The 22323-nt window shown below is 33.2% G+C and carries 17 protein-coding genes; all 17 read right to left on the reverse strand.

Annotated elements, in window-relative coordinates; translation table 11 throughout:
- Window positions 1-20: 20 nt before the first annotated feature.
- A complete protein-coding gene (locus tag ACTHPI_RS05415) occupies window positions 21-1745 on the reverse strand; it encodes a phospho-sugar mutase (protein WP_445353154.1) in 1725 nt (574 codons plus the stop codon).
- An 84-nt stretch (window positions 1746-1829) separates the two neighbouring features.
- Window positions 1830-3611 (reverse strand): glycoside hydrolase family 13 protein, encoded by a 1782-nt coding sequence (locus tag ACTHPI_RS05420; protein ID WP_445353155.1) that lies wholly within the window; start codon window positions 3609-3611, stop codon window positions 1830-1832.
- A 2-nt stretch (window positions 3612-3613) separates the two neighbouring features.
- A complete protein-coding gene (locus ACTHPI_RS05425; protein ID WP_445353156.1) occupies window positions 3614-6022 on the reverse strand; it encodes a glycogen/starch/alpha-glucan phosphorylase in 2409 nt (802 codons plus the stop codon).
- An 11-nt stretch (window positions 6023-6033) separates the two neighbouring features.
- Complete coding sequence (gene glgA, locus ACTHPI_RS05430) at window positions 6034-7464, reverse strand: glycogen synthase GlgA (RefSeq protein WP_445353157.1); 1431 nt, start codon at window positions 7462-7464, stop codon at window positions 6034-6036.
- Between the two features lie 9 nt (window positions 7465-7473).
- Window positions 7474-8616, reverse strand: a complete 1143-nt coding sequence (gene glgD / locus ACTHPI_RS05435) for a glucose-1-phosphate adenylyltransferase subunit GlgD (RefSeq protein WP_445353158.1) — start codon at window positions 8614-8616, stop codon at window positions 7474-7476.
- Window positions 8606-9751: a glucose-1-phosphate adenylyltransferase gene (locus ACTHPI_RS05440; protein WP_445353159.1), complete on the reverse strand. Its 1146-nt coding sequence runs from the start codon at window positions 9749-9751 to the stop codon at window positions 8606-8608. The genes glgD and ACTHPI_RS05440 overlap by 11 nt, the downstream gene beginning before the upstream one ends.
- A 9-nt stretch (window positions 9752-9760) precedes the next feature.
- A complete protein-coding gene (glgB, locus tag ACTHPI_RS05445; protein WP_445353160.1) occupies window positions 9761-11644 on the reverse strand; it encodes a 1,4-alpha-glucan branching protein GlgB in 1884 nt (627 codons plus the stop codon).
- Between the two features lie 204 nt (window positions 11645-11848).
- A complete protein-coding gene (gene trxB, locus ACTHPI_RS05450) occupies window positions 11849-12775 on the reverse strand; it encodes a thioredoxin-disulfide reductase (protein WP_445353161.1) in 927 nt (308 codons plus the stop codon).
- Window positions 12776-12847: 72 nt separating this feature from the next.
- Window positions 12848-13867: an NAD(P)H-dependent glycerol-3-phosphate dehydrogenase gene (locus ACTHPI_RS05455; protein WP_445353162.1), complete on the reverse strand. Its 1020-nt coding sequence runs from the start codon at window positions 13865-13867 to the stop codon at window positions 12848-12850.
- 34 nt (window positions 13868-13901) lie between these two features.
- Window positions 13902-14738: a prolipoprotein diacylglyceryl transferase gene (gene lgt, locus ACTHPI_RS05460; protein WP_445353163.1), complete on the reverse strand. Its 837-nt coding sequence runs from the start codon at window positions 14736-14738 to the stop codon at window positions 13902-13904.
- Entirely contained in the window at window positions 14739-15695 is a 957-nt protein-coding gene (gene hprK / locus ACTHPI_RS05465) for an HPr(Ser) kinase/phosphatase (protein WP_445353164.1), read from the reverse strand.
- A 13-nt stretch (window positions 15696-15708) separates the two neighbouring features.
- On the reverse strand, window positions 15709-15972 hold the full coding sequence (locus tag ACTHPI_RS05470) for a hypothetical protein (RefSeq protein WP_445353165.1): 264 nt from the start codon (window positions 15970-15972) through the stop codon (window positions 15709-15711).
- 8 nt (window positions 15973-15980) lie between these two features.
- A protein-coding gene (prfB, locus tag ACTHPI_RS05475; protein WP_445353166.1) for a peptide chain release factor 2 occupies window positions 15981-17097 on the reverse strand; the annotation gives its coding sequence in 2 pieces (ribosomal slippage) (window positions 15981-17024 and window positions 17026-17097; 1116 coding nt in all).
- Window positions 17098-17153: 56 nt separating this feature from the next.
- The gene (gene secA / locus ACTHPI_RS05480) at window positions 17154-19553 is read right to left on the reverse strand and encodes a preprotein translocase subunit SecA (RefSeq protein WP_445353167.1); all 2400 of its coding nucleotides are present in this window, start codon (window positions 19551-19553) and stop codon (window positions 17154-17156) included.
- Between the two features lie 137 nt (window positions 19554-19690).
- Window positions 19691-20236 carry a ribosome hibernation-promoting factor, HPF/YfiA family gene (hpf, locus tag ACTHPI_RS05485; protein ID WP_445353168.1) on the reverse strand — a complete coding sequence of 182 codons (546 nt, stop codon included), beginning with the start codon at window positions 20234-20236 and terminating at the stop codon, window positions 19691-19693.
- 92 nt (window positions 20237-20328) lie between these two features.
- A complete protein-coding gene (locus ACTHPI_RS05490; RefSeq protein ID WP_445353169.1) occupies window positions 20329-21021 on the reverse strand; it encodes a ComF family protein in 693 nt (230 codons plus the stop codon).
- Window positions 21018-22301, reverse strand: a complete 1284-nt coding sequence (locus tag ACTHPI_RS05495; protein ID WP_445353170.1) for a DEAD/DEAH box helicase — start codon at window positions 22299-22301, stop codon at window positions 21018-21020. The genes ACTHPI_RS05490 and ACTHPI_RS05495 overlap by 4 nt, the downstream gene beginning before the upstream one ends.
- Between the last annotated feature and the right edge of the window lie 22 nt (window positions 22302-22323).

The raw sequence follows: 22323 nt of genomic DNA on the forward strand, positions 1-22323 counted from the left end.
TCGCACGTTTTTTGCTTACTTTATTTAAGTAATTCAGCCAATGAAGCTTGATAATCTTCTGCAGCTTTTTCAGCAGTTTGGATATCTTTTTTATTAACTCCTACATAAGCTTTAATTACAGGTTCTGTACCAGATGGACGAAGAGCAACCCAAGTTTCATCATCTAAGAAGTACTTCAAAACATTAGATTTTGGAAAACCTTCAAGAGCACTGACTTGTCCATCTTCAATAGACTCTTTCTTTAAAAAGTCTTGAATCTTAATAACTTTATGACCATTAATTTCAGTTAAGTGGTCATTTCTAAGTTTATTCATCAACTCAGCCATTTTCTTTTGACCGCCAATACCTGGCATTTCAATAGCACGAGTAATTTCATAAGAAACACCATATTTTCCCCAGATTTCTTTTAATCCATCAAATACGGTCATGTTTCTTGAAGCATAATAACTTGCTACTTCCGCAAACATCAATGCACCTTGCATTGCGTCTTTGTCACGTGCAAATGGCTTAAACAAGTAACCATAACTTTCTTCAAAGCCCATGAGGAATTTACCATCATTAGCTTTCTTCATACGGTCAACTTCTTCACCAATATACTTAAATCCAGTTAAAACATGCTTAGTCTTGATACCAAAGTCTTCTGCAATCTTAAATGGCAAAGCACTAGATACAATTGAAGTTACAATTTCATAATCACTAGTAAGCTTTCCGCTTTCCTTTAAATGCACTAATAAGTAGTATGACATTAAAGTAGCAATTTGGTTTCCAGTTAAAACTTGGAAATCACCATTCTCAGTTCTAACAGCAGCTCCCATACGATCAGCATCAGGATCTGTTGCAATAATTACATTAGCGTTGACTTCATCTGCTAATTTAAAACCAGGCTTGAAAACATCTCTGTATTCAGGATTTGGTTTAATTGTAGTTGGAAATTCCGGATCAATAATTGATTGACTTGGAACTGGAATAATATTGTCAAAACCACCTTCTCTAAACGCCCTGTCATAAAGCATTTTACCTGTACCGTGAAGAGGAGTATAAATAATTTTAAGCTTATCAGCATTTTGCTTAATCATATCTTTGTCAATGTTAACAGTCTTAAGTTCATTAAGATAAGCTTCATCTACATCTTCACCAATAAGTTGCAAAGTATTATTTGCACGAAGTTCAGCAACAGGAGCTGCTTTAACATCAAAGATGTCCTCTACTTTTTGTGCATAAGCAAATAAACGATCGGCATTTTCTGGGGCCATCTGTGCTCCATCTTCACCATAAACTTTGTAGCCGTTGTATTGCTTAGCATTATGAGAAGCGGTGATATTAATTCCAGCAAAAGTATTTAAATAACGAACTGCAAATGATAACTCTGGAGTAGGTCTTAAATCATCAAATAGGTATACATGAATACCATGTGCACCTAAGACTCTAGCTGCATGTTCCGCAAATTCACGTGAATGATAACGTGAATCAAAAGAAATAGCAACTCCACGTTTCTTAGCTTCTTCGCCATTCTCATCAATTAAACGAGCCAATCCCTCAGTTACTCTACCTACAGTAAACATATTAATTCGATTAGTACCAGGTTCAAGCTTTCCACGCATTCCTGCAGTACCAAAGTTAATATCTTGACCAAAAGCGTCTTCAACCCACTTTTCATCTTTACCTAAAGTATTTAATTGATCTTGTAAATAATCTGGTAAATTAGTAGCTTTTTGCCACTTTTCAAAAGTTTCTTGTGCGTTCATTTGAACCTCAATTCTTAAATTATAAAATTTAATTTCTCCCTAGCATTATTTTACTGTTTTTTATCTACATTTTGAATGCTTCTACTAGTTTTTTGAAAACTTTTTTAGTAAATAACTTTCTTTATTAACAGTTAATTGATTTAACTTTGTTGCTAAGTCCGAAGATAAAGTTTGCGGTAAACAATGATAAACAAACTCATCACTATCTAAAACAACATCATCGTGTGTGCGATTATAACAATAAACTACTACATTTTTACTGTTATATCTCACAATTGCATTCACTCCATATTTAATCTGGATAAAGGCAATTTTTCCATCAATTAAGACAGGATAATCTTTACGAAAAGCTATCAGATTTTTAACTGTTTTTTCAAGAAAATCACTCTGATTATTCCACGGGAAATAACGCCGATTATCAGGGTCTTTTCCGCCAATTAAACCAGCCTCGTCACCATAATATATACATGGAACACCAATCAACATAAAAAGCAAACCAAATGCAATTGCTACTTTTTGTTCATTATTATTCATTAATGTTTTTATTCTTTCGGTATCATGTGTACCTACATTATTTAAACAATTCTGCAAAAAATCAGTTGGATAATTTTCCACTAATTCTGCTAAAGCATTAAATGCTCTTTTTTCATCAGCAGAATTTTTTGCATTTAATAAATTAATAATAAATACGCGAGCTGGATAATTCATCACACCAGTCAAATTATATCCTGTTGTGTATGGACGATATTGACCATTAACAAATTTATGCGAAGCATCTTCCCAAACTTCACCAATTAAAACTTGACAATTATTTTGTGCAAGTCGTTGGCGAATATTTTTCAAAAAATCCATCGGCAATTCATCAGCTACATCTAATCGCCAACCGTCAATCCCTAAACTAGTCCATTTACTTAAAATGCCATCTTCACCGTAGATAAAGTTTTGATAATCTTTATTTTCTTTATCAACTTCTGGCATTGTCTTAATTCCCCACCATGATTGATATTGATCAGGATAATGGCTAAATTTGAACCATGGATAATAAGGACTAGTTTTACTAGTAATTGCATCTTGAAAATATATACTATCTTTACCAACATGATTAAATACACCATCTAAAATAATGTGCATTCCATTTTTATGAAGAGCTTCTACCAAATTTTTCAAGTCAGTTTCAGTACCAAGCATCGTATCAATTTTAGTAAAGTCGACAGTATCATAACGGTGATTACTTTTAGCTAAAAATATTGGATTTAAATATACAGTATCAATACCTAACTTTTTTAAATATGGGATTTTTTTCTGAATTCCTAATAAATTACCTCCAAAAAAGTCCCATCTGGCAATTGCACCATCTGGTCCCTTTATATAATATGGAGTATCTTCTTCAGTCGCATATAAAAATGTATTTTTTTTACGACCAGTTATTTCATGATTAGGATTGCCATTTGCAAACCTATCTGGAAAAATCTGATAGACTACTCCATCTTTATACCAATTTTCATCAGGTAATTTACAGTCAGCACAAGTTAGTTGAAAACTCTGGATGTTATAACTATTTTGCGTTAATTTTCCAATTCCAAAAGGTCCCTTTTCAATGTAATATTCCTGATTATTACTTTGAATTGCAAAATAATAATGATATAATCCTGAACTTTCAACAGTTACATGAGTAATAAACTTCTTTAAATTATCATCATATTCCATTTTATAAGGAACATGGTCTTCATTATTTTTTGTTAACCAAAGAATAACTTCCTGAACTGGTTCGTCAATTTTAACTGCCCATTCAACTTCATCGCCGGTATAAATTGCTCCAAATGGTTTTTTATATTGAATATCCCAAGAATTATATTTTACTTGCATGATTACTTACTTTTCTCAATCTTTAATTTATTTAAATGCCAAATATCTTGAGCATAACGTTCAATAGTTTTATCGACATCAAAACGTTCAGAGTGAGCAATATTAACTAGACATTTTTGATTCCAAATCTTCTTATCCTGCCATAATTTCTCTACAGCTGCTTGAACCTTCAAGTAAGCTTCAAAGTCTGCCAAAACCATAAATACTTCATTATCTTCAAGGAAGTTATTAAATAGAGCTTGTGCCTCACTTGAACAATTCGGAATTGTACCATCAATTAAGGCATCTACAGTCTGCTTCATTATATTATCAGCTTCATACATCTGTCTTGGATGATATGAGTGATTAGTATAATATTTATAAACTTCATCCTTAGTCAAACCAAAACTAAAGATATTGTCTTCACCAACTGCATCTTTAATTTCGATATTAGCACCATCCATTGTAGCAACTGTTAATGCACCGTTGGCCATAAGCTTCATATTACTTGTACCACTAGCTTCTTTAGTAGTTGTTGAAATTTGTTCACTTACATCAGCAGCTGGGATAATTTTTTCAGCTAAGGAAACATTATAATTTTCAAGGAAAACAACCTTTAACTTACCATGAATATCTGGATCATTATTTATCATATTGGCAGTTTCATTAATAACCTTGATGATTTGCTTAGCAAAAACGTAACTTGGAGCGGCTTTTGCACCAAAAATTACCACACGTTTTGGATGATCAATTCCTTGCTTTAAGTCAAGATACAATCTAAGAATGTGTAGAAGTTTTAGAGTTTGACGCTTATATGCGTGCAAACGCTTAATCTGAACATCAAAAATAGCTTTAGGATCAACTGTAATACCCGTTTTTTCTTTAATAAAACCAGCCAGTTTAACCTTATTTTTAAGCTTAATATCTCCTAATTCTTTTAAAACTTGATCATCGTTATGGTATTTTTCAAACTTTAATAATTCAGAACTATCTTTACGCCACTTTTTTCCAATAGTCTTATCTAATAAACCAGACAAATCTGGATTGGCAAGTTGAAGCCATCTACGTAAAGTTATTCCATTTGTCTTATTATTAAAGCGGTTAGGATATAAGTTGTAAAAGTCCTTTAAAACTTCTGTTTCTAATAATTGAGTATGTAATTCGGCTACACCATTAATTGAATGAGAACCAATAATTGCTAAATGAGCCATTTGAACTTGATTATTTTTGATAATTTTAGTTCTATCAATTACATCATCATTAACTTTTCCCTTTAAGCTTTCGCAAAAACGTCTATCAATTTCTGTAATAATTTGCATAATTCGAGGAAGAAGCTCGGACATCATATTAACATCCCATTTTTCCATTGCTTCAGCCATAATTGTGTGGTTGGTATAACTCATTGTTTTTTGAGTAATTTGCCAAGCTAAGTCCCAATCAACTCGATATTTATCAACTAATAAACGCATCATTTCAGCAATTGCCATTGCAGGATGGGTGTCGTTAATGTGAATTGCTACATAATCTGGTAACTTTTCAAAGTTTTGTTGCTTTAAATCCTGAGTATAATAATTCAGAATACTTTGAATTCCAGCTGAAACAAAGAAATATTCTTGTTTAAGTCGAAGCAATCTTCCTTCATAATTAGAATCATCTGGGTAAAGAATTGAAGTTATATCTTCAACTTTTCTTCTATCAGCAATTGTTGGATAATCAAGCTCATTTTCTGATGGAATTTCTGCATCCCACAACCGTAAAGTATTAGTAATTCCATCCTGGTATCCAACTACAGCAACATCATATGGTACAGCTCTAACTACACGTTCGCCTTCATATTGCGGCACTAACCAGCCATCATCGTCAACCATATTAACTTTTCCACCAAAGCGAACAAGAACTGATTTACTTTCTCGTCTAACTTCCCAGCTATCTTCTTTTTTAAGCCAGTCGTTTGGAAGTTCTTTTTGATATCCATTTACAAACTTCTGCTTAAATAAACCGTATTTGTATCTGATACCATTACCATTTCCTGTATAACCAGTAGAAGCTAATGAATCCATAAAAGCAGCAGCCAAACGACCTAATCCACCGTTACCAAGAGCCATATCTGGTTCTGATTCTGCAATTTTATCAAGATTCAAATTCATATCATCTAAAGCTTCACGAACTGTTTGAAGCCAGCCTAAGTTAAGTAAATTTTTCTTTAATAATGTCCCAGGTAGAAACTCAATTGAAAAATAATAAACTTGCTTTTGTTGTTCTTGCTTTTCTAAGATTCTTGTCTGACGCCATTCAGGAGCAAAACCATCTCTAACAATCGAACTAATTGCAACATAAAGATCATGATTACTAGCTTCTGAAATATCTTCTTCAAAATGATCGTCTAATTCCTTTTCTAAACGATTTTTAAATTCTTCTTTTGTTATTTGCATTTGATCATCTTTTAACCTATTAACTCGCCGTACATCCATTTATATTTATCCGCTGAATTTTTCCAAGAAAAATCAGATTTCATAGCTGTACGTTGCATTTTTTGCCAATTGTTTTTTTGTTGGTACATAATTAGCATTTTTTTAATTGCTTGTACCATTTGATAACCATTAAATTCTCTAAAGCCAAAGCCATCTCCTTCGTTTTTTGTTTTATCATAAACCCATACAGTGTCAGCCAATCCTCCAATTTGATGAACGATTGGCAAAACACCATATCTTAACGAAATCAATTGAGATAATCCACAAGGCTCAAATGCTGAAGGCATCAAAAAACTATCAACACCAGCATATATCCGCTGAGCGAGTTTTACATCAAAAGCCAAAATCAACTTCATCTTATCACTGTGGCGATTTGCAATTTCACTTAAGCGTTGTTCATAATAAGGATCTCCATTACCTAAAATGACAACTTGAACATTAAATTGTAAAATATTGTCCAATTCATCAACTAAAAGTTGGCAACCCTTTTGTGCAGTTAGTCTTGAAACCATCCCAATTAGCGGCACATCAGACTTCACTGGCAATCCTACTTCTTTTTGCAAAGCACGTTTGTCTTTATCTTTTCTACGTAAGCGTTTTACATTATAGTGTGTATGAATATCTGGATCAGTTTCTGGATTGTATTTATCAAAATCAATTCCATTTAAAATTCCAGTTAACTTATGCGAACACATTCTAAGTATGCCATCAAGTCCTTGACCATATTCAGGAGTTTGAATTTCTCGAGCATATGATGGACTAACTGTGGTTACTCGATCTGCATACAAAATACCAGTCTTCATCCAATTGACATCATTATCCATTCTAACGATACCGCTATCAAACCAATCATAGCCCAAACTAAAGAAGTCTGGCAAAGTTTTCGCATTATATTTACCTTGAAATTCTAAATTATGAATAGTTAAAACAGTCTTAATATTTTGATAAGCTTGCACAAATCCCCATTTTTCTCTTAATAAGAAGGGAATAAATGCAGTGTGATAATCATTACAATGTAAAATATCTGGTATAAAGTTAAAACGCTCCATCATCATAATTACTGCTTGTTGAAAGTAAGCAAAACGCTCACCATCATCATAATATCCATATACACCAGGTCTTTTAAAGTAATATTCATTATCAATAAAGAAATAAGTTACACCATTTCTTTTTAAGGTAAAAACCCCGCAATATTGGTTTCTCCAGCCAACCGGAACAATAAAATTACCCTGATATTGTAATTTATTTCGATATTCTTCTGGTAAATCTTGATATAGTGGTAACACTACACCAACATCTACTCCACTTTTTGCTAATTGATTAGGTAAAGAACCCAATACATCTCCTAAACCGCCGGTCTTGAAAAATGGTGCACATTCTGCGCCAGTAAATAGAACTCGCAAGATAACTCCTTATTCATTAATCAAATCTTTACTTACAACTGCACCCTTTTTAACCACAATTGGTCTTTCAGGTGTACCTTTAATCGTTACATTTTCATCAACAACAACATTCTTATCTAAAATCGCATATTCCACATGACTATTTTTACCTAAATTACAGTTAGCCATAATAACTGACTTATAAACTTTACTATCATGATCAATATCTACTCTTCTAGAAATAATACTGCTATCAACTTTACCTTTTATTTTACATCCAGTAGCTAACATTGAATTCCTAACTTTAGAATCATTTGAAAAATATGTTCCAACTTCATTACGAATTCTAGTAATTATCTTTTGATTACCATAAAGCAAAAGGTCACGCTTATTCTTATCTATCATGTCCATATTAGCTTTATAGTAACTTGAAATATCATGAATATTGTGTAAATAACCCGTATATTCATATGCACTTGCCCGATATTTAGCTGCTAAGTTAGCTAATCTTTTACCAATATTAATAGATGAATCACTTCTTTGAGCACGTTTTAATTCAGCAATTAACCATTTGGTATCTGCCACATAAATATTAAGACTTAAATTATAAGAATTTTGTTTTTGAGCATCAATAATTTGCTGGCAAGATACAATCGTATTTTTATCATCTAAAATAAACATTCTATCGTCTGGTGCTATCTTATCATTGCCAACTTTTTTAAAGACTGCAGTAATTTTGTTATTATTTTCTTGATGAAAATGAAGCACTGATTGTAAATCCAGATTTGCAATCATTTTATTTTCAATAAAAACAGTGTATGGATAATTTGATGTTTCCAAGAAATTAATTACATCATTAAAGTACTCTTCCCCGGATGCTTGAGCCTGCATTATTTTTTGATAAAAGTCTAAATATTCATATGAACCAATAGTATCAAGACCCCATTCCTTTCCTCCACCTAGGTGGTCAAGGTAAGAACGAACTTTTTCTTCATTGATTAAAGTATAGACATTATTGATTCCCGCATTAACAATACTAGATAATGAAAAATCCATTATTCTATATTTACCGGCAAAATATAAAGTTGATAAAGATCTCTCATCAGTTAATGGACGCAATTCATTATATTCATGTTGATTACTAAAAATAGCAGCCATCTTATTAGTTTTCATTTGGTAAAACTCCAATTCTCTCTGAATTTCCTACTACTTCAATTTTTTCATCATTACCTTCAACTGTAGCCCCATCACCAATTTGGGCATTTTCACCTATAATTGCATGTTTAATTTTGACATTTTTGCCAATTTTTACTCCAGGCATAATTACAGAGTCTACAATTTCTGAGCCTTGTTGAACATCAACATTAGTTGACAAAATCGAATGCTTGATATTGCCATCCACATAACAACCATCAACAATCATTGAATTGCTAATTGAAGCATTATTAGTAATAACTTGAGGAGGAGCAATTGGATTTTTACTATAAATGCGCCAAGAACGATCATACAAATTAAGACCATCACTACCGTCTAAGAATTCCATATTAGCAGCCCAAAGAGAATCAATAGTTCCTACATCTTTCCAATAACCTGAAAATTGATATGAAAATACTCGTTCATCACTTTTAAGATAATATGGAATTACATCTTTACCAAAGTCAATCATGTCATCATTAGTGCTAAATGCAGTTGTTAGCACTTCACGAAGGCGCTTCCAATTAAAAATATAAATTCCCATTGATGCATGATTACTCTTTGGTTTTTTTGGTTTTTCTTCAAATTCAATAATTCTACCACTAACGTCAGTATTCATAATACCAAAACGAGGTGCTTCTTTCTCCGGAACATCAATTACAGCTACAGTTAAGGAAGCTCTGTTTTTAAGATGTTCTTCCAACATTGATTCATAATCCATTTTATAAATATGATCACCTGATAAAATTAATACATATTCTGGATTTTGGCTATCAATATAATCAATATTTTGATAAATAGCATGTGCAGTTCCTTTAAACCATTTACTTCCAGCATTATCAGTATATGGCTGCAAGATAGTTGCACTTGCATCTAATCCGTCTAAACCCCAACTAGCTCCATTACCAATATGCTTATTAAGTAGTAGAGGCTGATATTGTGTAATAATTCCAATATTACGTACACCAGAATTAGCACAGTTACTTAAAGTAAAATCAATAATTCGATATCTACCACCAAAAGGTACAGCTGGCTTAGCTTGATCACTGGTAAGTTTTCCTAGCCGAGTTCCTTTTCCACCAGCTAAAATCAATCCCAACATTTTTACACTCATTTTTGTCTCCTATTTTGTTTTTCTTTTTATCTGAATATTTTCAGGTTTTAAAATCATTGCTCCAAAGCCTGGAACGTTTACATGAATTTTATATTCAAAATCTTTAAATGACTCATGCTTACTATTAACTTTTTGTGGATGCTTATACCATTTACCACCAAACTCTGTTTTTTCACTATTTAAAACTTCATGATATTGACCAGCATAAGGAACTCCTACAGTAAATTCTTTTCGATCAACAGGAGTAAAGTTCAAAATCACAATTAAAAAGTCATGCTTATTTTTTCCTTGCCTAATGAAAGTCAAAACTGACTCATCCTTATTATCTGCATCAATAATTCTTACAGAATTTTCTTGTTGTTCTAATTGCCATAAAGCAGGTTCATTTAAATAAAAATCATTTAACCTCTGATCAAATAATTTCATTTTTTTGTTCAAAGGATCTTTTAATTCGGTCCATTCTAAGCTTTCGTTATATCGCCATTCTAAGTATTGGCCATATTCACTTCCCATGAATAAAAGTTTTTTCCCAGGATAAGTAATTAACAAAGTATATAAATTTCTCAGCTGAGCAAACTGCATCTCACGATTACCAAACATTTTATTCATTAAGCTACGTTTACCATGAACTACTTCATCATGCGATAAAGGCAAGATAAAGTTTTCACTCATCCGATACATAAAAGAAAATGTAGCCAAATTAAAATTATATTTTCTAAATAATGGATCCATTTCATAAAAACGCAGAATGTCATTCATCCATCCCATGTTCCATTTAAAATCAAAACCTAAACCACCATCTTCAATGCGTCCGGTTATCTTAACTTGAGCAGAACTTTCTTCCGCAATCATTAAATCTTCTGGATGTAAACCTTTAATTGTACGATTTAATTTTTGCAAAAAGTCAATTCCTTCTAAACTACGATTTCCTCCAAATTTATCTGGCTTCCATTGACCTGGCCCTCGATCATAATCGCGATAGAGCATATTCGATACAGCATCTACTCTCAAACCATCTAAATGATAAAACTCTAGCCAAAACAAAGCACTCGAAAGCAAAAAAGACTGTACTTCTGGTTTACCTAAGTCAAAGTTTAATGCACCCCAACCTTTATTATCTGCACGCCAGCCTTCCGCAAATTCAAAACAAGCAGTTCCATCATAATATGCCAAAGCGTCATCATTTTTACAAAAGTGTCCCGGTACCCAGTCAGTCAGTACACCAATATTTTCTTTATGACAAGCTTCGACAAAATTTTGCAAATCTTCAGGTGTACCATAAGTTCTTTCTAAAGCAAAATATCCAATTGACTGATAACCCCAAGAAGCATCTAAAGGATGAGCTGTTAATGGTAAAAACTCAATATAATTAAAACCTTGCTTCTTAACATAAGGAATCAATTCCTTTTGTAAATCTTTTAATGTATATAAAGAACCATCGGGATGCGTTTTCCAAGAGCTTTCATGTACTTCATAAATATTTATTGGTTTAGTAAAATGATTTACTTGTTTATTTTGATTATTCCAATGCTGGTCATGCCAATTCTTATTAGGCAAATCAACAACTACTGCCGCATTTCCTGGTCGTGGCTCCAATTCAATAGCAAATGGATCCATCTTCATTACTTCTCGTCCATTTGCTTGCTTTATTAGATATTTATATAATTGCCCTTTTCGTGGTAATTCAGTTGCGATACTCCAAATGCCATTTTTATTTGTCATTTTTAAAGATTTGTCCCAATTGTTAAAATCTCCAACAAGCCAAACTTGCTGCGCATTAGGAGCCCATACTCTAAAAAAATATTTATCTTGATAAAAATGACACCCTAATACATCCTGAGCATGTAATTCATTACCTGCCAAAAAGGAATTAAGACGCTTATTAACATCCACTTTAATTTTTCACCCGGCTTTCTAAATAAAGTGATTCTCTATATAGTTTACTTGCTATATAGTGCAAATAAGTTATTATCATTATTTTCATTATAAACCTATTAGTTCACTTTTTCACTAAAACATGTAAGCGAATTCATCAAAACACAAAAAAAGCACCATGCTACTCTTAGCATGATACTCTTTAAAAATATTTCATATAGTTTAATCATTTAAGCTCTGGAGATAGTTATATGCTTCTTGACCAGCAATACTTCCATCACCAACTGCATTAGCAATTTGACGTAAATCTTTTTGACGAACATCACCTAATGCAAAAATTCCTGGAACTTTAGTTTTCATGTGCTCATCAGTTGGAATCCAGCCATGACTATCTAAAATACCTAAATCTTCAAATGGTTTTGTTTGTGCAAGTACACCAACATAAATAAATACACCAGCAACTGGTAATGTTTTTATTTCACCAGTTTCTTTATCTTTGTAAGTGATACCTGTGACTTTTTGTCCATCACCATCAATTGCTTCAGTTTGTGCATTCCAAATAAAATTGATATTGTCTTTTGCAAATGCACGCTTTTGCAAAGTTGGTTGAGCACGTAACTTATCCCTACGATGAATAATAGTTACTGATTTGGCCATTTGTGAAAGATATACCCCTTCTTCAACAGCCGAATCTCCACCGCCTATAACTGCAACGTCTTCTCCTTTGAAGAAAGCTGCATCACAGACTGCACAATAGGAAACGCCGCGACCGGAGTACTCTTCTTCTCCTGGAACATTTAAATGCTTATGATCTGCACCTGTAGCAATAATTACAGCTGGCGCAGTATATTCAGCAGTATCAGTTTTAACTATTTTTTTAATGCCATCAAGAGTTACTTGTTGTACATCACCATATTCAAAATCTGGTTTAAATTTCATTACAGACTGATACATTTTTTCACTGAGTTCTGGGCCCTTGACTTCGCTAAAACCCGGATAATTATCAATAGCATCTGTATTATTCATCTGTCCACCATATGGACCTCTATCAAGTAAAAGAACTGATAAGTTAGCTCGACTTGCATAAAGTGCAGCTGTAAGACCACCAGGACCTGCTCCAATAATAATTACATCATATTCTTTAGCCATAAAATTTCACCTCGCGCATAATTCTTACTTTTCGCAAGCAATGATACTCCTAGGCTATTAGAAAAGCAAATATTATAAACGAATTTCGGGCTTAGGACTTCTTCCCATCATCTTTGTAATTTCTTCATCAACATTAGTTTGTTCATAAAGAACACGATAAACTGCTTCACTAATTGGCATATCTATATTCTTTTCTTCGCATAATTCATGAACTGCTTTAACAGTAGTTGCTCCTTCAACAACTTGACCCATATTTTTCAAAATATAGTTCAAAGTCTTACCTTCTCCAAGTTGTTTTCCAGCTCTCCAGTTACGAGAATTAGGTGAAGTACAAGTTACAATTAAGTCACCAATTCCAGAAAGCCCACTAAATGTCATCGGCTTAGCTCCAAAATAGTTAACACCAAGTCTAGTAATTTCTGCTAATCCTCTAGTCATGAGTCCAGCTTTGGCATCATCACCGTATTTTTTACCTACTAAAATTCCTGCAGCAATCGCAATAACATTCTTGACTGCACCACCAACTTCTACACCAATTAAATCATCATTAGTGTAAAAACGAACATAATTATTAGAAAAAATTTCTTGAACTCTTTTAGCATTTTCTTCATTTGTAGAAGCACATGCAATCGCAGTAAGATCTTTTTGAGCTACGTTTTCTGCATGACTTGGTCCAGAAATTGCTACAATCTTATCACTATTTTCTGGATAAACTTCTTCAGTTAAAATCTCTGAAATCAACTTTTTACTACCTGGTTCAATTCCCTTAGTAGCAGTTACTAATAAAGGAGTTGCACCAGTTTTATCTAAAATTTGGCGTACATTTTTAGCAACGATTCGTACAGCCTTAGTTGGTAATACAAATAACACTACTTCTGCACCATCTAAAGCTTCTTCTAAGTTCCCAGTAGCTTTAGCATTTGGATTAAGTGACCAATCTTTCATGTAATGAGAATTAGTGTGGTGTTCATTAATTTCTTCATTAACACTATCAATGTTTCCATAAAGGGTTACATCATTACCATTATCAGCAAGCATTGAACCAAGTACTGAACCCCATGAACCGTTACCTAAAACTGCGATTTTTGTCATTTTATTTTTATCTCAAACTTTCTAACTGAATTAATTAACTTCTTGTATACGGATATTTTAAGCCGCTTCCTTCAAGATACCACTTTGGTTTAACCACTTTTCGACGATAAATCCATAATCCAATTACCGCAAAAAATAGAATTAAACTTAGCGCCTGAGAAACACGAATTATTCCAAACATGTACAAACTATCTGTTCTTAAACCCTCTACAAAGAAGCGTACAACTGAATACCATAACAGATAACTCATAAAAATTTCTCCTTGTTTAAAGAGATGCTTTTTATGACGTAAGCTTAAAATCAAAATTAAACCAATCAAATTGAAAAAAGATTCATATAAAAATGTTGGTTGATAATAAACTCCATTAATTTTCATCTGTTGAATTATAAAATTCGGCAAATATAAACTTTGTAAAAAATGTAAAGTTGTAGGACCACCATGGGCTTCTTGATTTACAAAATTTCCCCAGCGTCCAATTATCTGAGCTGCCATTACACCAGGTGCAATAATATCTAACATTAAAAATGGAGACAAACCTCGTTTACGGCAAAATACCAATAAAACTAGCAATCCTGCAATTAAACCACCATAAACTGCAATTCCACCATTCCAAATCGCTATTATTTGGTCTGGATGCTGAGAATAATATCCCCACTCAAATATTACATAATAGATTCTTGCTCCTACATATCCTAGCGGAACTGCCCATAGCAATAGATCAATAAAATCATCACTAGCAATTTGCCGTTTTTTCCCCTCATCAATTGCCATCCAAGTTGCTACTGTAATCGAAATGGCCATAATAATACCGTACCATTTAACGCTCAAGTTTCCTAGATGAAAAGCAACTGGATTTAAAACTAATTGCATTTATTTTTTATCCTTTGAATCCTGTTTTGAATTATCAGCAATTAAACTAACCAAATTATTGTCAAATACCTTAGTTGCATCATAACCCATTTTTTTGGCACGGAAGTTCATAGCTGCAACCTCAATAATACTTTCAATATTTCGACCAACTTTAACAGGAATAGTAATTTGTGGAATTTGAACATTACAAATTTCACGTGTATCCTCATTAAAACCTAAACGATCATAATTTTCTTTATCATTCCAGTTAGCTAACTTAATTACTAATTGAATTTCTGTTCTGTCTTTAACAGCACCAGCACCAAACAAATTCATTACATCAATAATACCGATTCCGCGAATTTCCATCAAGTGACGCAAAATTTTAGGTGCTTCTCCCATCACAGTGTCATGATCTTTTTGATAGGCATCAACTCGGTCATCCGCAATCAAACGGTGTCCGCGATGAACTAAGCCCAGAGCCGTTTCTGATTTACCAACACCTGATGCTCCTGTGAGCATTACACCCATACCTTTAATTTCTACTAATACTCCATGAATACTTGTTCTTTTTGCTAAACGTTCACGTAAATAATCTGTCAAAATACTAGAAACATAAGTAGTTGACTCAGGTGATTGCAAAATTGGAATATTTGCTTCATCTGCTGCTTCTTTTAATTCTTCAGGAACCGGAAGAGAACGTGAAATCAAAAAACACGGTGTTTCAGCAGTACACATCTTAGTAAATACTCGCATCCGAGTTTCATGATCTAATCTTGCTGCATAGGAAATCTCAGTTCGACCTAATAATTGGATACGTTGCTTAGGATAAAAATCAAAGTAACCTGTTAACTCCAATCCAGGACGGTAAATATCTGAAACTGAAATTTCTTTTTGATCAACAACATGTTCGCCTTGATAGACATAAATAATTTTATTGTCACGAATTAATTTTTTTAATTGAACTGCTTCTACCATTTTTGTGCCTCAATTATTTATCTACATCTTTAGTAGTTACATTGCGTGCCTTTTTACGTTTAGATGTAGATTTATTTTTATTAAATGGATTATCAAAATCTCCACTAGATGGCATATTTCCACCTTTTTTAGCTGATAATTTTAATAACAACCAGATGATTCCAATTGCTACTACTGCTACTGGAAGTAACATAATAAATATATGAAAAAGTGCAAAAAGTACACTTAAAATTATTACTGCAACTAATACAAGAACTATAATTCCTGTTAAAGACATAATTTCACCTACTCTGGATTTTCTTGTGCTAATCGCCATTGTAAATATGAATAGATAAATGGATTTAGCTTTCCATCCATTACACCACTTGTATCTGAAGTTTCATAGCCTGTTCTTAAATCCTTAACTAAATTATAAGGATGAAAGACATAAGAGCGTATTTGTGAACCCCAGCCAATTTCTTTTTGCTCACCTTTTAAAGCCTGCTTTTGCTTAAGCTTTTTTTCCTCTTCTAAGTGGAATAACTTCGCACGCAACTCATTCATTGCTGTTTCTCTATTTTGAAGTTGTGATCTTTGAGCTTGTGAAGTTGTAACAATTCCTGTTGGAAGGTGTGTAATACGAACAGCACTTGAGGTTTTATTAATATGCTGTCCACCTGCACCACTTGAGCGATATACATCAATTCGTAAATCTTTTGGATTAATATCTACTTCAATGCTGTCATCAATTTCTGGAATTACTTCCACCGAAGCAAAAGAAGTATGTCTTCTTTTAGCTGAATCAAATGGTGAAATACGTACTAAACGATGAACTCCATTTTCAGACTTAAGCATCCCATACGCATTTTTTCCACTAATTCTAATACTTACGCTCTTTATTCCAGCTTCTTCACCAGGTTCATAGTTATTAATTTCAAACTTTAAGTCGTTTGCATCACAATAACGTTGATACATTCTAAAGAGCATTTGTCCCCAGTCCATGGCTTCAGTTCCACCAGCTCCGGGGTGAATTTCCATTAACGCATTATGACTGTCATATTTTCCTGATAAAAGCAAATCTAACTCATAATTGTGGAAGTCATTTTGTAAGCTTTGCAGATTTTGTTCAATTTCAGTTTGTAAGTCTGAATCATCTTCCATGCGTAACAACTCAAGAGCTGCTACCTCATCATCATAATCTTTTTCAAGCTTGAGAAAAGAATCCCGTTTTTCTTTAAGAATATTATTTTCAGCAATTAATTTTTGAGCCTTTTCTTGATTATTCCAAAAATCAGGCTGAGCCATTTTTGCCTCATTAATTTCGATGCTTTCATTTATTGCATCTAAGTCAAAGAGACCCCCTAAAGTGATCTAGACGCTTATTTAATTCATCTAGCACACTTTGAATTTCACTAATTTCCATAATTTCACCTTTTATCTCTTAAAAAAAGAGGAAGCTCTCCACTTCCTCTTTTGGCCTTAACGACTAAGATTTTGTCTAATTTCTGCCTTCATGAATAAGCGAGTCACATCAAATTCAATGTTAGAAATCATTTCTTCAAACATTCTATAACCAGAATCTTGATACTCAACAAGTGGATTAAGTTGTCCATAACCACGAAGACCAATAGATTGACGCAATTGATCCATCGCATCAATATGATCAGTCCAACGATCATCAACAACACGCAAGATAACTACTTTTTCAAATTCAAGCATTTGTGACTTATCTGCTAAAGCCTTTTCTTTTTCTTTAAAGTTAGCTTCAACAATATCATAAAGCTTCTTCTTCAATTCGTCAGGAGTAATCGTCTTAAAGTCAATCTTATCAGCTTCTTCTTCTGAAGTTAAACTAGAAATGATAAAGTCGCGAAGTGAATCAAGACGCCAGTCTTTTCTTTCTCCTTGAGTAAACATTGCAATCTGACTATCAATAGTTCGATGAATCATCGGAATTAATACTGGCTTTAATGTATCCTCTGATTCAATTACTTGCATACGTTCACCATAGATGATTTCACGTTGAATTCTCATAACATCATCATATTGAAGTGTTTGCTTACGAGTATCATAGTTATTACCTTCAACACGTTTTTGTGCTGATTCAACTTGACGAGTAATCAAGCGACTTTCAATAACCTTATCATCATCGTTATCTGATAAACGATCTAAGAAGTTCTTAACACGATCTCCACCAAAACGTTTCATTAAATCATCTTCAAGTGAGAGATAAAATCTTGTATATCCGGGATCACCTTGTCTACCAGAACGTCCACGAAGCTGATTATCAATACGACGTGATTCATGACGCTCAGTACCAATTACTGCCAAACCACCTAATTCTTTTACACCAGGCCCTAACTTAATGTCAGTACCACGACCAGCCATGTTAGTTGCAATAGTTACAGCACCCTTTTGACCAGCGTTCATGATAATTTGAGCTTCTTTTGCGTGATTCTTTGCATTTAATACAGCATGAGGAATTCCAGCTTCATCAAGCATATGACTAAGTCTTTCAGAACTTTCAATAGCTACAGTACCTACTAAGACTGGCTGACCTTTAGCATGACGTTGCTTAATTTCTTCAACCACTGCCTTAAATTTAGAATCAAGTGTTGGATAAAGAATATCCGGCATATCTTTTCTTGCAATTGGACGATTAGTTGGAATCGTAATTACTTGCATGTTATAAATTTCACGGAATTCTTCTTCTTCTGTTTTACCAGTACCAGTCATACCAGAAAGCTTATTATACATTCTAAAGAAGTTTTGGTAAGTAATTGTAGCTTGTGTCTTAGATTCTTCTTGAATCTTCACACCTTCTTTGGCTTCAATAGCTTGGTGAAGACCATCTGAATAACGACGTCCTTCCATTACACGACCAGTAAAGGAATCAACGATCATTACTTCACCATCTTGAACTACGTAGTCAATATCTTTTAACATAATGTAGTTAGCACGAAGAGCTTGATCAATGTGGTGAACTAATTTTTGATTTTCAACGTCATACAAGTTTTTAAGACCAAAGTGCTCTTCAGCTTTTGCAATTCCTGATCTAGTAAGAGCAATTGTCTTAGTTGGCCAGTCAATTTTGTAATCACCAAAATCTTCATCGCTTTCTTCTTCGTCATCACTCTTATCTTCAGTTAGAGTTTTAACAAAACGATCAGCACGAATATAGTCACTATTTGCCTGTTCAGCTTCACCTGAAATAATTAAAGGAGTTCTTGCTTCATCAATCAAAATCGAGTCAACTTCGTCAATAATTGCATAGTTAAGCGGACGTTGTACCATCTGTTCCTTATAAACCACCATATTATCACGTAAGTAATCGAAACCTAATTCTGAGTTAGTTGAATAAGTAACATCACAATTATAAGCTTCACGCTTCTCATCAGGTGACATAGAATTAAGGTTAAGACCTACAGTAAGGCCTAGCCACTTATAGAGTTGACCCATTTCTTCTTCGTCACGACTTGATAAATATTCGTTAACGGTAACAACGTGCACACCCTTTTGCTCTAAAGCATTTAGATATACTGGCATAGTAGCTGTTAAAGTCTTACCTTCACCAGTCATCATTTCCGCAATATTACCAAAGTGAAGTGCAATACCACCTAGAATCTGAACGTGGAATGGGTAAAGCCCAAGGACACGTTTAGCTCCTTCTCTAGCTGTAGCGAATGCTTCTGGCAAAATATCATCTAAGGTTTCACCTTGTTGCAAACGTTCACGAAATTCTGGTGTTTTTGCTTTTAATTCATCATCAGAAAGTTTTCCATATTCATCAGATAAAGCTTCTACTTTATCTGCATATTTTTCAAATTTTTTCAGTTCTCTTTTATCAGCGTTATATATTTTCTTTATTATGTTTGCCATTCAATCGATCCTTATATATCGTAAAGTCTAGAAATACAGATTAATTTTAACATGATTATACCAAAATGGAAAATAAACCAGCAAAAGCCTCGCATAAAATTATGCGAGGCCTTCATATTCATTAGTTTGTTTTTATTTTATTCGTTAGTTTCAATTAAACCATAACGTCCATCGTTTCTACGGTAGACAATACTTGTGCCATTAGTTTCTGCATCTTGGAATACGAAGAAATCATGTTCAAGCATATCCATTTGCAAAATTGCTTCTTCTGGATCCATCGGCTTTAAATCGACTTGCTTGTTACGAACGATATCAAATTCGTTTGGCTTCTTTTCTTCTTCAGTAGTAGATTCAACAAAGAAATCTTGAAGACCCTTTTCACGACTCTTTCTATTAACACGAGTCTTGTATTTTCTAATTTGGCGTTCAAGCTTTTCAGAAACAAAGTCGATACTGCGATACATATCATCCGTGGTTTCTTCTGCTCTTAAAACTAAGTATGGTAATGGAATCGTAACTTCAACTTTAGCTGTGCGATCACGGTAAACCTTCAAATTAACGTGTGCAATCACATCTTGATCAAGGTCAAAATACTTTTCAAGTTTATTTAAACGCTTTTCAACATAACTTCTTAAAGCATCAGTTACTTCGATATTTTCTCCACGAACATTGTACTTTAACATATAAGATTCTCCTTCCACCGTTTGTACGGTTTTTTGTTTACATATCTATTATAGCAGAATATGTAAGCGTTTTACAATATTTTCCAACTTATTTATCGGCAAATTGAAAAACTTTCAATTTGAGAATCTGGAAATTGCTCTAACACTTTATCCCGTGCATGATAAAGTGTTCTTCCGGTAGTATAAATGTCATCCAATAATATAATTTTCCTTATATTTATATTTTCCTTGATTTGTATATTTTTTGCAAGTAAAAACCCTTGGCCTGTTTTTAGGCGTTCTAATTTATTTTTTTCACCTTGACTTCCATCACCCGCTTTTTTTATTAAAAGCCGTGTCAATGGTAAAATTTCCTCATAAATTGCACTAATTGTATCAAACTGTCTTTTAGCTTGATGTTCAGGAGAAGTTGGAACTGGGATATATAAATCTGCCGCTAATTTATTTACTTCACTTTTGCATAATTCTGCCAAAACATCCTTTAACACATAATCTCCATATCTTTTATACTGAACCATTAAGTCATGCGCATACGAATTGTAACGAAAGATTGAATGATTCATTAAAACATTCCCTTGATACTTTTTTTGCCAATATTTGCAATCAGAGCAAATACCTTCTTTTATTAAATTTTTAGAACAAATTTTACAACGAATATTTGATAATTTTTCGAATTTAGCTAAACAATGAGAACATAATTTAGTTTGAACTTGATTATTCAAAGAAAAAATTTTCATTAAAGATACATTGGGGACATAGTTTTGTCCACACAACAAACAATTCATCTATTCATTTTCCTTATCTGTCTTATAGCAGATTGTAGATTTTTAGTGTATTTGTGATAACAATACAATACCAATCCTGTTTTGTCATCTTTAGCGCGTCCTACTCGTCCAGCAATTTGTACTAAACTAGCACTAGTATAAATATCATCATCTGCAGCTACAATAATTACCCATACATATTTAAAAGTAACTCCACGTTCCAAAATCGTTGTTGTAACTAATAGTTGTATTTTTTGCTTGCGAAAATCTTGCACCTTTTCAAGTCTTTGTTTATCACCAGCATGTACACCAGCTACTTTAATATTCTGTAAATCTTTTTCATTTTTTAAAGCTTCTAAATAAACTGGAATTTGTTCAACACGCGGAACAAACAACAGCAAAGGATGGCCTTTTTCAATAACTGTTTTGATTTCTTTTAATAATTTAGAATGAATTTTGCCTTTATGTAAAAATGGTCGTAAAAATAATTTTTCTTTAGGAACTGGTAATAAACCACCATGAAAACGTCTATTTAATTTTAAAACTTTCAATTTTCCTTCTTTAACTTCTTTGAGCAAATCATCAGTTGGTGTAGCAGTTAAATATACCCTTACCCCAATAGTTTTTACTGCTTGCTTAGCTGCAAAATGAAGCTGTTTATCTCCTGCATAAGGAAAAGAATCCACTTCATCAATTATTAACAAATCAAATGCTTGATAAAATTTTAATAATTGATGTGTAGTACAAATAGTTAATTGATCAAAACTTGCCTCTTTAAATTCTCGACCATGATATTTACCAATTTGTATTTTTTTAAAAGCCTCACAAAATCTTGGATATAATTCATTCACAACATCAATTCTCGGTGTAGCAATACAGGCTCTTTTACCTAAGCTCATACATTTAGCAATTAAATCAAATAACATTTCAGTTTTTCCTGCACCAGTTACTGCATGGACCAAGCTGTTATTTTTTGCTAAATAATTTTTAACTAAGTCATCCGATATTTGTTGCTGAAGCGGAGTTAATTTACCTTTCCAAGTAAGACCACCACCATTTATCTTTTCAAAATCATGATCTACTTGATAGCGAACTATTTCATCCCCTTCAACAATTCTTCCGATTCCAATACATTCTCGACAATAAAGTTTTTTATTAGGCAGCCTTGCATAAACCTTTGCATTGCAGCGTTGACACGTATTATTTTTTATTGCTGGAATTTTCATACATCCATTAAATGTGCTAGAATCCTCTTGACTGGTTAACCATTGACGACCAATCAAGGGTGTCAAATCTTGCATAATTTTTCACCTCATACTTTCA

The organism is Lactobacillus sp. PSON, assembly GCF_052615405.1.

Excerpts from the sequence above, each read along its gene's own strand:
- ACTHPI_RS05440 (WP_445353159.1), bottom strand. The coding sequence starts at position 9,751 with ATGAGTGTAAAAATGTTGGGATTGATTTTAGCTGGTGGAAAAGGAACT.
- ACTHPI_RS05470 (WP_445353165.1), bottom strand. The coding sequence starts at position 15,972 with ATGTCTTTAACAGGAATTATAGTTCTTGTATTAGTTGCAGTAATAATT.
- ACTHPI_RS05420 (WP_445353155.1), bottom strand. The coding sequence starts at position 3,611 with ATGCAAGTAAAATATAATTCTTGGGATATTCAATATAAAAAACCATTT.
- hpf (WP_445353168.1), bottom strand. The coding sequence starts at position 20,236 with ATGTTAAAGTACAATGTTCGTGGAGAAAATATCGAAGTAACTGATGCT.
- ACTHPI_RS05415 (WP_445353154.1), bottom strand. The coding sequence starts at position 1,745 with ATGAACGCACAAGAAACTTTTGAAAAGTGGCAAAAAGCTACTAATTTA.
- lgt (WP_445353163.1), bottom strand. The coding sequence starts at position 14,738 with ATGCAATTAGTTTTAAATCCAGTTGCTTTTCATCTAGGAAACTTGAGC.
- hprK (WP_445353164.1), bottom strand. The coding sequence starts at position 15,695 with ATGGTAGAAGCAGTTCAATTAAAAAAATTAATTCGTGACAATAAAATT.
- glgD (WP_445353158.1), bottom strand. The coding sequence starts at position 8,616 with ATGAAAACTAATAAGATGGCTGCTATTTTTAGTAATCAACATGAATAT.
- ACTHPI_RS05425 (WP_445353156.1), bottom strand. The coding sequence starts at position 6,022 with ATGCAAATAACAAAAGAAGAATTTAAAAATCGTTTAGAAAAGGAATTA.
- ACTHPI_RS05490 (WP_445353169.1), bottom strand. The coding sequence starts at position 21,021 with ATGAATTGTTTGTTGTGTGGACAAAACTATGTCCCCAATGTATCTTTA.
- secA (WP_445353167.1), bottom strand. The coding sequence starts at position 19,553 with ATGGCAAACATAATAAAGAAAATATATAACGCTGATAAAAGAGAACTG.
- ACTHPI_RS05495 (WP_445353170.1), bottom strand. The coding sequence starts at position 22,301 with ATGCAAGATTTGACACCCTTGATTGGTCGTCAATGGTTAACCAGTCAA.
- trxB (WP_445353161.1), bottom strand. The coding sequence starts at position 12,775 with ATGGCTAAAGAATATGATGTAATTATTATTGGAGCAGGTCCTGGTGGT.
- ACTHPI_RS05455 (WP_445353162.1), bottom strand. The coding sequence starts at position 13,867 with ATGACAAAAATCGCAGTTTTAGGTAACGGTTCATGGGGTTCAGTACTT.